The organism is Bradyrhizobium sp. Ai1a-2, assembly GCF_000426245.1.
Taxonomy (GTDB): Bacteria; Pseudomonadota; Alphaproteobacteria; order Rhizobiales; family Xanthobacteraceae; genus Bradyrhizobium.
On the sequence record NZ_AUEZ01000083.1, the window covers coordinates 24,874 to 33,872 of the forward strand.

Below are 8,999 nucleotides of genomic sequence, written 5' to 3' on the forward strand. Positions count from 1 at the left end.
CACCCCTGAACGATCGCGGCGACCGGTTTTTCCCTTCGTTTTTTCATAGACTTACGGGATTGGCGCACGTTTCGCGGGAACGCCGTTTGGACGCGCCGCGGGCAAGCGAAATGTCCGCCCGCCAATCCGGGCGCCCCGAGCTCAGCCGTCTTCGCGGTTAGCTCAATCTCCTCACAATTCACATTAACTTGGGCTACCGGAATCCCGGCTGCATCGTATCAAGCGATATCAATCGCTTGATACGCACGTCCTATGGCAATCCAAGAGGATAAGTCTCTGCCCCGCACCTCAGTCGTGCGAGGAGATTTCCCTCCTCGCACGATGCGCTCCGGGAACCTGCCGCTCGATCAGAACGGAATATCGTCGTCCATGTCGTTGTTCCGGGCGCCGGCCGGCACCGCCCGACGCGGCGCGGAACTCGAGGGGCCGCTGACCCCGAAATCGCCACCACCGCCACCCCCCATGTCGTCGGAGAAGTTGCCGCCACCGCCCTTGCCGTCCAGCATCGTGAGGGTGGAGTTGAAGCCCTGCAGCACCACCTCGGTCGAATATTTCTCGACCCCGCTCTGGTCGGTCCACTTCCGGGTCTGGAGCTGGCCCTCGACATACACCTTGGCGCCCTTCTTCAGATATTGCTCGGCGACCTTGGCGAGCCCCTCATTGAAGATGACGACGCGGTGCCACTCGGTCTTCTCCTTGCGCTCGCCGGTGGCCCGATCGCGCCAGGTCTCGGAGGTCGCAACGCTCAGATTGGCGATCGGGCGGCCGTCCTGGGTCCGCCGGATTTCCGGATCCTTGCCGAGATTACCCACCAGAATGACCTTGTTCACGCTTCCCGCCATCGCCGCTCTCCACTCAATCACCGGGCCGGCCGGTCGTACGGCCGACACATTCAGTCTTCGCTAACCACATCTTACATTGCTGACGGACCCTATACACTCGCCGATGCCACCGGCGCAGCCATTCCGGCCAATCCCGCAATTATCCACATATAGCGCCTGCCGCGCCAGTGTTCCATCTTTGTTCTCCACAACTTGCCGTGATCATGGCGACATCGTGGCCAATTTTGGTGCAGCGGGGACGGAACCCGAAATCCGATCCCGGGTTCCCGAAAATGCCAAACAAATCACTAACTTATGTTACGCGTACTTCGCCGTTAAGTGTTGCCTTTCGGCGACGGTATTTCCGGTTGAATCGGGTTATGCCTAAAACGACGGCGCGGCGCTCGCGTCTTTAATACCGTAACGCTTCGGGACCAATTGAAGCGAACAAAGGCTGGAGAGCTACGATGAAGAAGTTTTTGCTTGGAACGGTTGCCTTGGTTGCGCTGGCTGCGCCGGCCTCGGCTGCCGATCTTGCCGCGCGACCTTATACCAAGGCGCCGCCGGCGCCCATCGCCGTCCTTTATGACTGGAGCGGGTTCTATATCGGTGGCAACGGCGGCTGGGGCACGAGCCACGCTTGCTGGGATGTCGTCGGCTTCGGTGACGGCTGCCACGACGCAGATGGCGGCACCGCTGGTGGTCAGATCGGTTATCGCTGGCAGACCGGCACCTGGGTGTTCGGCGTTGAAGGCCAGGGCAACTGGGCTGACTTCCGGGGCAGCAACGTCAGCCTGCTGACGGGCATCGACACCAACGAGTCGAAGATCGACGCGTTCGGCCTGCTGACCGGCCAGATCGGCTATGCCGCCAACAACGTACTGTTCTACGTCAAGGGCGGTGCGGCTGTGACCTCAAATCGCTATCGCGTTCGTGACACCTTCACCGGTGTGCCGATCACCGACACCATCGATGACACCCGCTGGGGTGCCGTGGTTGGCGCCGGCGTCGAGTACGGCTTCGCGCCGAACTGGTCGGTCGGTGTCGAGTACGACCACATCTTCCTCGGCGACCGCTCCTACGATTTCATCAACAATGGCGTCGTTGGCGTGCCCGGCACGCTCTTCACCACGGAGAATGTCAGCCAGGACGTCGACATGGTCACCGTCCGCGTGAACTACAAGTGGGGTGGCCCGCTCATCCCGCGCTACTGATCGCGCGATCGGATATCGATCCTGAGAAAAGGCCGGCCTCGCGCCGGCCTTTTTGTTTGCGAGCCGTTTGTTCCGAGACGCTCGCCCGCGAAGCTCTGCTTGCGCGAGCCTTTTCTTGCTGCCATCTACTGCCAAAGCTCCGCGCGAGAAATGCGATCGGAAACAAATCGTTGATGATTCGTCCTGAGCACTGGAAATCATCACGCGTTCTTCCTATGTTCCAGCATCACCCCATCGGCGCCGTGGTACGGATTTCCGACGACGCGCGCCCGTAACGTGGCGCGCTTACCAGCGCCTGGAAATGCCGATATGGATGAAGTGATCAGGGCGAAGCGCCAACAGAACGCCGGCTCCTCAACGCGTGCCATCACCATCCGCGGCGCGCGGGAGCACAACCTCAAGAACATCGACGTCGAGATTCCCCGCGACAGGCTGGTCGTGTTCACCGGCCTGTCCGGCTCCGGCAAATCCTCGCTCGCCTTCGACACCATCTATGCCGAGGGCCAGCGCCGCTACGTCGAATCGCTCTCGGCCTATGCCCGCCAGTTCCTGGAGATGATGCAGAAGCCGGACGTCGACCAGATCGACGGCCTCTCGCCCGCCATCTCCATCGAGCAGAAGACCACCTCGAAGAATCCGCGCTCCACCGTCGGCACCGTCACCGAGATCTACGACTACATGCGCCTGCTCTGGGCCCGCGTCGGCGTGCCCTATTCGCCGGCCACGGGGCTGCCGATCGAGAGCCAGACCGTCTCGCAGATTGTCGACCGCGTGCTGGCGCTGCCCGAGGGCACACGCCTCTATCTGCTGGCGCCGGTCGTGCGCGGCCGCAAGGGCGAGTACCGCAAGGAGCTCGCCGAATATCTCAAGAAGGGCTTTCAGCGCGTCAAGATCGACGGCACCTTCCACGAGCTCGCCGAAGCGCCGACCCTCGACAAGAAGTTTCCGCACGACATCGACGTCGTCGTCGATCGCATCGTGGTGCGTCCCGATATCGGCCAGCGGCTCGCGGAAAGCTTTGAGACCGCGCTCAAGCTCGCCGAGGGCCTGGCGGTGATCGAATTCGCCGATGCGCCTGCCGCGGCACCTGCGGAGGAAAAGAAGAAGACCGCCAAGATCCACGACAAGAGCGGGCCCGAGCGCATCCTGTTCTCGGAAAAGTTCGCCTGCCCGGTCTCCGGCTTCACCATTCCCGAGATCGAGCCGCGGCTGTTCTCGTTCAACAATCCCTATGGCGCCTGCCCCGCATGCGGCGGCCTCGGCGTCGAGCAGCATGTCGACGAGGACCTCGTCATTCCGGACAAGGAGCTGTCCCTGCGCAAGGGCGCGATCGCGCCGTGGGCCAAATCCTCCTCGCCCTATTACCTGCAGACGCTGACCGCGCTCGGCAAGCACTACAAGTTCACGCTCGACACCAAGTGGAAGGACCTGGCGAAGAAAACGCAGAACGCGATCCTGCATGGCTCCGGCGACGACGAGATCAAGTTTTCCTATGAGGACGGCGTCCGCTCCTACGACACCAAGAAGCCGTTCGAGGGCGTGATCACCAACATCAACCGCCGCTACCGCGAGACCGAGAGCGAGTGGGCGCGCGAGGAGCTGGCGAAATATTTCACCGACATCCCCTGCGCCGCCTGCAACGGCTATCGCCTCAAGCCGGAAGCGTTGTGCGTCAAGATCGGCGGCAAGCATATCGGCGAAATCGCCGATATGTCGGTGAAGCGCGCCGGCGACTGGTTCGAGAGCGTGCCGGAGGCGCTGAACACGCAGCAGAACGAGATCGCCGCGCGCGTGCTGAAAGAGATCCGCGAGCGGCTGACCTTCCTGCTCGACGTCGGGCTCAACTATCTCACGCTGTCCCGCTCCTCCGGCACATTGTCCGGCGGCGAGAGCCAGCGCATCCGCCTCGCCTCCCAGATCGGTTCGGGCCTCACGGGCGTGCTCTATGTGCTGGACGAGCCCTCGATCGGCCTGCATCAGCGCGACAACGCGCGGCTATTGGATACGCTGAAACGACTGCGCGACCTCGGCAACACCGTGGTCGTGGTCGAGCATGACGAGGACGCGATCCGGCTGGCCGATTACGTGCTCGACATCGGCCCCGGCGCCGGCATGCATGGCGGCCACATCGTCGCCCAGGGCACGCCAGCGGACATCATGCGCAATCCGAAATCGCTGACCGGCAAATATCTCACCGGCGAGCTTTCGGTGCCGATCCCCGACCGGCGGCCGCCGAACCATCGGCGCACCATCAAGGTCGTCAACGCGCGCGGCAATAACTTGAAGAACGTCACGGCGGAGATCCCGCTGGGGCTGTTCACCTGCATCACCGGCGTCTCCGGCGGCGGCAAGTCGACGCTCCTGATCGACACACTCTATAAGGCGATCGCGCGCAAGCTCAACAATGCGAGCGAAGCCGCCGCACCCCACGACCGCATCGAGGGCCTGGAGCATATCGACAAGATCATCGACATCGACCAGTCGCCGATCGGCCGCACCCCGCGTTCCAATCCGGCGACCTATACCGGCGCCTTCACGCCGATCCGCGAATGGTTCGCCGGCCTGCCCGAAGCCAAGGCGCGCGGCTATGAGCCCGGACGTTTTTCATTCAACGTCAAGGGCGGCCGCTGCGAGGCCTGCCAGGGCGACGGCGTCATCAAGATCGAGATGCACTTTCTGCCCGACGTCTACGTCACCTGCGACGTCTGCAAAGGCAAGCGTTACAACCGCGAGACGCTGGAGGTGCTGTTCAAGGGCAAGTCGATCGCCGATGTGCTCGACATGACCGTGGAAGAAGCCGCCGAATTCTTCAAGGCGGTGCCGCGCGTGCGGGAAACCTTCCAGACCCTGCACCGCGTCGGTCTCGACTACATCCATGTCGGCCAGCAGGCGACCACGCTATCAGGCGGTGAAGCCCAGCGCGTCAAGCTGGCAAAAGAGCTGTCAAAGCGCGCCACCGGCCGCACGCTCTACATCCTGGACGAGCCCACAACCGGCCTGCACTTCCACGACGTCGCCAAACTGCTGGAGGTGCTGCACGAGCTGGTCGCCCAGGGCAACACGGTGGTCGTCATCGAGCACAACCTCGAAGTCATCAAGACCGCCGACTGGGTGATCGACCTCGGCCCCGAAGGCGGCGACGGCGGCGGCGAAATCGTCGCCTGGGGTCCGCCGGAGGACATCGCCAAGGCGCCGCGCAGCTACACCGGCAAATTCCTGGCGCCGGTGCTGAAGAAGGCAAACAGCAGGCCAAAGAAGAGCAGCGCCAGCGAAGCGGCGGAGTGACGGGTTTCCCGGTCCACTTTCACTGTAGTGGAGCAAAGTGAACGCGGCCCGAGGGCCGCCGCAGTTGATTGTGGATGCCCAACGATCGACCAGGCGCGGCACATCCGCCATGAGTATGTCGGCGACGGAGAAGGACACGCCAGCCATTTGCGTCCTGCCAACACGGGAGGACCGAGTCACCGACACTGGTCGCCTTGCCACGTCGGTTTACGCGGCAGCGCCAAATTCGATGCGACCTTGATCTAACGCAAATGCCACGATGATTTTATCGCCTATTTTTCTTTGATGGTTCACCCCTGTGGATCACCGCAATGATCATCGAGCTGTTAAGCCAAGAGCACCGCAACATTGAACGGCTGCTTGCCGTCCTTGAGCACGAACTGGATATTTTCGATCGCTCGGGCCGACCGGACTACGAGGTCATCCGCGCTATCATCGCCTATTTCGAAGTCTATACTGAAATGTACCACCATGCTCAGGAAGACCGTGTCTTCGCCAGGCTGAGAATTCGCGATCCCGCCGCTGCCGAGAAAATCGGCGATCTCGCGCATGAGCATCGGGAAGGCGCCAAGCGCTTGCATCGCGTCGCCAAAGCCGTCGATGGCGTACTTGCCGATCGCGAGTTCCTTCGTGAAGACGTGGACCGGATCGTTCGCGATTTCCTGCAACATGAGCGGCGTCACATCAGGATGGAGGATCGTGATTTCTTCCCCGCCGCGCAGAAGGCATTGCAGCCTGACGATTGGACCGAAATCGCTTCAGCCCTGTCCCCTCACAAGGATCCGCTGTTCAGCGACGCCACGGAAGCCAGGTTCGATGCATTGCGGGTGCATATCTTGCAACTGGAGCAGGAGGCCGAAGCCGAGCGACGCTAGTACAATTGTGGTTTGAGCGCGTGCGGCGAAGGCTCAATGCTGATCGCAACTTTGCGACTGCTTTTCAATTTGTGAATTTCGCAATTCTCTCGGCGCGTGCTATTCCTTCTCGCGCCCAATGCCCTACTCCCTTGTCATCTTCGACCTCGACGGCACGCTTGCAGACAGCTTTCCCTGGTTCTTGCGCAATGTGAACGACGTCGCGGACCGGTTCAGCTTCCGCCGCGTCGCGGAAGAAGACGTCGAAGAGCTGCGGCATGCCGGCTCGCGCGAGATCATCGTGCGGCTTGAGGTGCCGGCGTGGAAGATACCTGTCATCGCCCGGCACATGCGGCGGCTGAAAGCGGAGCATCTTGCCGACATCCCGTTGTTTGCAGGCGCTGAGACCATGTTGCGCGCGCTCAAGGACGGCGGCCTGCAGCTCGCGCTCGTCACGTCGGACAGTGAGGCGAATGCGCGCCGGTTGCTAGGCGAGGCCGCAGCGCACTTCTCCTGGCTCGATTGTGGAGCATCGATCTTTGGCAAGGCCGCAAAATTCCGCCGCGTCGTCAAACGTGCCGATCTCGCGCCCTCGCAAGCGATCGCGATCGGCGACGAAACCCGCGACATCGAGGCCGCCCGCGCCGCCAGCATCGCCTGCGGCGCCGTATCATGGGGCTACGCGGCGCCCGCCAGGCTGCGAGCACTCGGGCCTGACCTGATGTTCGAGCGGATGGAGGATATTACCGGCTTTCTGCTAGCATCGGAGACGATCCCGTAGGATGGGTAGAGCGAAGCGAAACCCATCGCCTTCCTAGCAAGCGGCAGGATGGTGGGTTTCGCTACGCTCTACCTACCCTACGCTTCCCTCACTCCTCGATCGCCGCCTGGACGAACCCATGGGGATCATCGCAGAACTCGCGCATGACCCTGTAGTGATCGGTGTCCTTCACGTTCACCGGCTCCAATCCGTATTTCGACAGCCGCAGCAGCGTCGCATTTGGATAGGCCATCAGGATCGGCGAATGGGTGGCCATGATGATCTGGCATTGGCCGCTCTCGTCCATCCGGCGCATCAACTTCAGGAATTCGATCTGGCGCGCAGGCGACAGTGCGGATTCCGGCTCGTCGAAGATGAAGATACCCTGGCGCTGGCAGCGTTCTTCGAAGAAGTAGAGGAAGCCCTCTGCGTGAGAATAGGAGAGATAGTCGGGTGCCGATTGGCTGGTTTGATCCAGATACCTTGCGACCGAGAAAAACGTCTCGGCCCGGAAAAACCAGCCGTAGGTGACCTTGGGTAACCAACCGGCGCGCAGCGCAACTGAAAGGTCTTCGCCCGTTACTTCGATGGCCTCGGAATGATCGATCGCGCTGTATCCCTTGCCGCCGCCACCGCTGTCGAACCCGGCAAGCGCTGCAATGCCTTCGAGGATGGTCGATTTGCCGGTCCCGTTCTCGCCGGCGATGATGGTGATGGCTGACTCGAAACTCAGATCGAACTCGTCCCTGAAGATCGGAAGGCAGAATGGATAGGCTTCCCAATCCGGAACAAGGGAACGATCGAGCCAGATCCGCTTCAGATAAGGCGCAGGGAGGCTGGTCGTGCGATTTCGTCTTCGGCCCATGTCCCCCGCCCCACTCTATTCCTCGATCGCCGCCGTTACGAAGCCCACCGGGTCCGCATAGAACTCGCGCATCACCTTGTAGTGGTCTGTCTGCTCGACGGTAATGGGCTCAAGGTCGTATTTCGTCAGCCGCAACAGCGTCGCGTTGGGATAGGCCATCAGCACCGGCGAATGCGTGGCCATCAGCACCTGGCAATGCCCTGTTACGTCCATGCGGCGCAGCAGTTTCAGGAATTCGATCTGGCGCGCGGGCGACAGCGCGGACTCGGGTTCGTCGAAGATGAAGATACCCTGGCGCTGGCAGCGCTCCTCGAAGAAGCGCAAGAAGCCTTCGCCGTGGGAGTGCGAGAGGAAGTCGGGCGGCGGCGGTCCGAATGGGTCGTCCCGCGCGGCTTCGTCCAGATATCTCGCCACCGAGAAGAAGCTCTCAGCACGGAAGAACCAGCCTTTGGTGATCTTGGGTAGCCAGCTCGCGCGAAGGGCGGTCGCAAGCTCGCCGCCCATTGCCTCAATCGCTTCCGAATGATCGACCGGCCTATACCCGTTGCCGCCGCCGGCTTCGTCAAATCCGGCCAGCGCCGCAATCCCCTCCAGCAAGGTGGACTTGCCGGTGCCGTTCTCGCCGACGATGATGGTGATCGCACGCTCGAAGCTCAGCTCGAAATCGTCCCGCAGTAAAGGCAGGCAAAATGGATAAGCCTCCCGATCCGTGATGCGGGTCGGATCCAGCCAGATGCGCTTGAGATAGGGCGCCGGCAGATTGATGGTTCGGCTTCTTCGTGAGGCCATGGGGCGCACCTAACAACCGACGCAGTTCAGAGCTTCAATCTCTGGCTGATTATCTGGTCGTCCGTGAAGAATCGCCCAAGCCATTGATGTGGAGTCGATTTTTCGGTCGTGAGGGGGTTTGAGATTGCAAGCTTTCGGGGTTTGACGCCGCAAAAGCTTGCAAATCTGCATTTGAGGATACCGCCGAATCGCGCGTCGTGATTCCCTCGGTCTGACCGGAGGGGACGATGAAGCCAAAGGAACGACGCGACAGCGGACAGGCCGATCTTCTGCGCTCCCGGCTGGACGCGATCCTCGACATGGATCATGCACTGGTGAAGCTTTCGCGGACGATCGACTGGTCGGTCCTGGAACAGCGGTTCGGTGCGGTGTATGAGGACAAGGCGGGCCGGCCGCCACTGCCGACACGGC

General features: G+C 61.8%; 7 protein-coding genes and 1 pseudogene. 5 read left to right on the forward strand and 3 right to left on the reverse strand.

Annotated features, from left to right (window positions below; all coding sequences use genetic code 11):
- Nucleotides 1-347 precede the first annotated feature (347 nt).
- A complete protein-coding gene (locus K288_RS0135380; RefSeq protein WP_027583793.1) occupies nt 348-842 on the reverse strand; it encodes a single-stranded DNA-binding protein in 495 nt (164 codons plus the stop codon).
- A 446-nt stretch (nt 843-1,288) separates the two neighbouring features.
- Between K288_RS0135380 and K288_RS0135385 the strand changes: the two genes are divergently transcribed.
- The 4 genes from K288_RS0135385 to K288_RS47480 all read left to right on the forward strand — a co-directional run bounded on the left by K288_RS0135385 (nt 1,289) and on the right by K288_RS47480 (nt 6,955).
- Nucleotides 1,289-2,035 carry an outer membrane beta-barrel protein gene (locus K288_RS0135385; RefSeq protein ID WP_027583794.1) on the forward strand — a complete coding sequence of 249 codons (747 nt, stop codon included), beginning with the start codon at nt 1,289-1,291 and terminating at the stop codon, nt 2,033-2,035.
- Nucleotides 2,036-2,344: 309 nt separating this feature from the next.
- Nucleotides 2,345-5,320 (forward strand): excinuclease ABC subunit UvrA, encoded by a 2,976-nt coding sequence (uvrA, locus tag K288_RS0135390; protein ID WP_027583795.1) that lies wholly within the window; start codon nt 2,345-2,347, stop codon nt 5,318-5,320.
- 311 nt (nt 5,321-5,631) lie between these two features.
- Nucleotides 5,632-6,195 carry a hemerythrin domain-containing protein gene (locus K288_RS47475; RefSeq protein ID WP_043161537.1) on the forward strand — a complete coding sequence of 188 codons (564 nt, stop codon included), beginning with the start codon at nt 5,632-5,634 and terminating at the stop codon, nt 6,193-6,195.
- Between the two features lie 118 nt (nt 6,196-6,313).
- Nucleotides 6,314-6,955, forward strand: a complete 642-nt coding sequence (locus tag K288_RS47480; RefSeq protein ID WP_043161539.1) for an HAD hydrolase-like protein — start codon at nt 6,314-6,316, stop codon at nt 6,953-6,955.
- An 88-nt stretch (nt 6,956-7,043) separates the two neighbouring features.
- On the opposite strand, the gene K288_RS0135405 is transcribed toward K288_RS47480, so the two are convergent.
- Together K288_RS0135405 and K288_RS0135410 are read right to left on the reverse strand one after the other, a co-directional pair.
- Nucleotides 7,044-7,799, reverse strand: a complete 756-nt coding sequence (locus K288_RS0135405; RefSeq protein WP_027583797.1) for an AAA family ATPase — start codon at nt 7,797-7,799, stop codon at nt 7,044-7,046.
- A 15-nt stretch (nt 7,800-7,814) separates the two neighbouring features.
- Complete coding sequence (locus K288_RS0135410; RefSeq protein WP_027583798.1) at nt 7,815-8,588, reverse strand: AAA family ATPase; 774 nt, start codon at nt 8,586-8,588, stop codon at nt 7,815-7,817.
- A 227-nt stretch (nt 8,589-8,815) separates the two neighbouring features.
- Between K288_RS0135410 and K288_RS0135415 the strand changes: the two are divergent.
- Nucleotides 8,816-8,999, forward strand: a pseudogene (locus K288_RS0135415) (IS5/IS1182 family transposase); the annotation flags it as partial.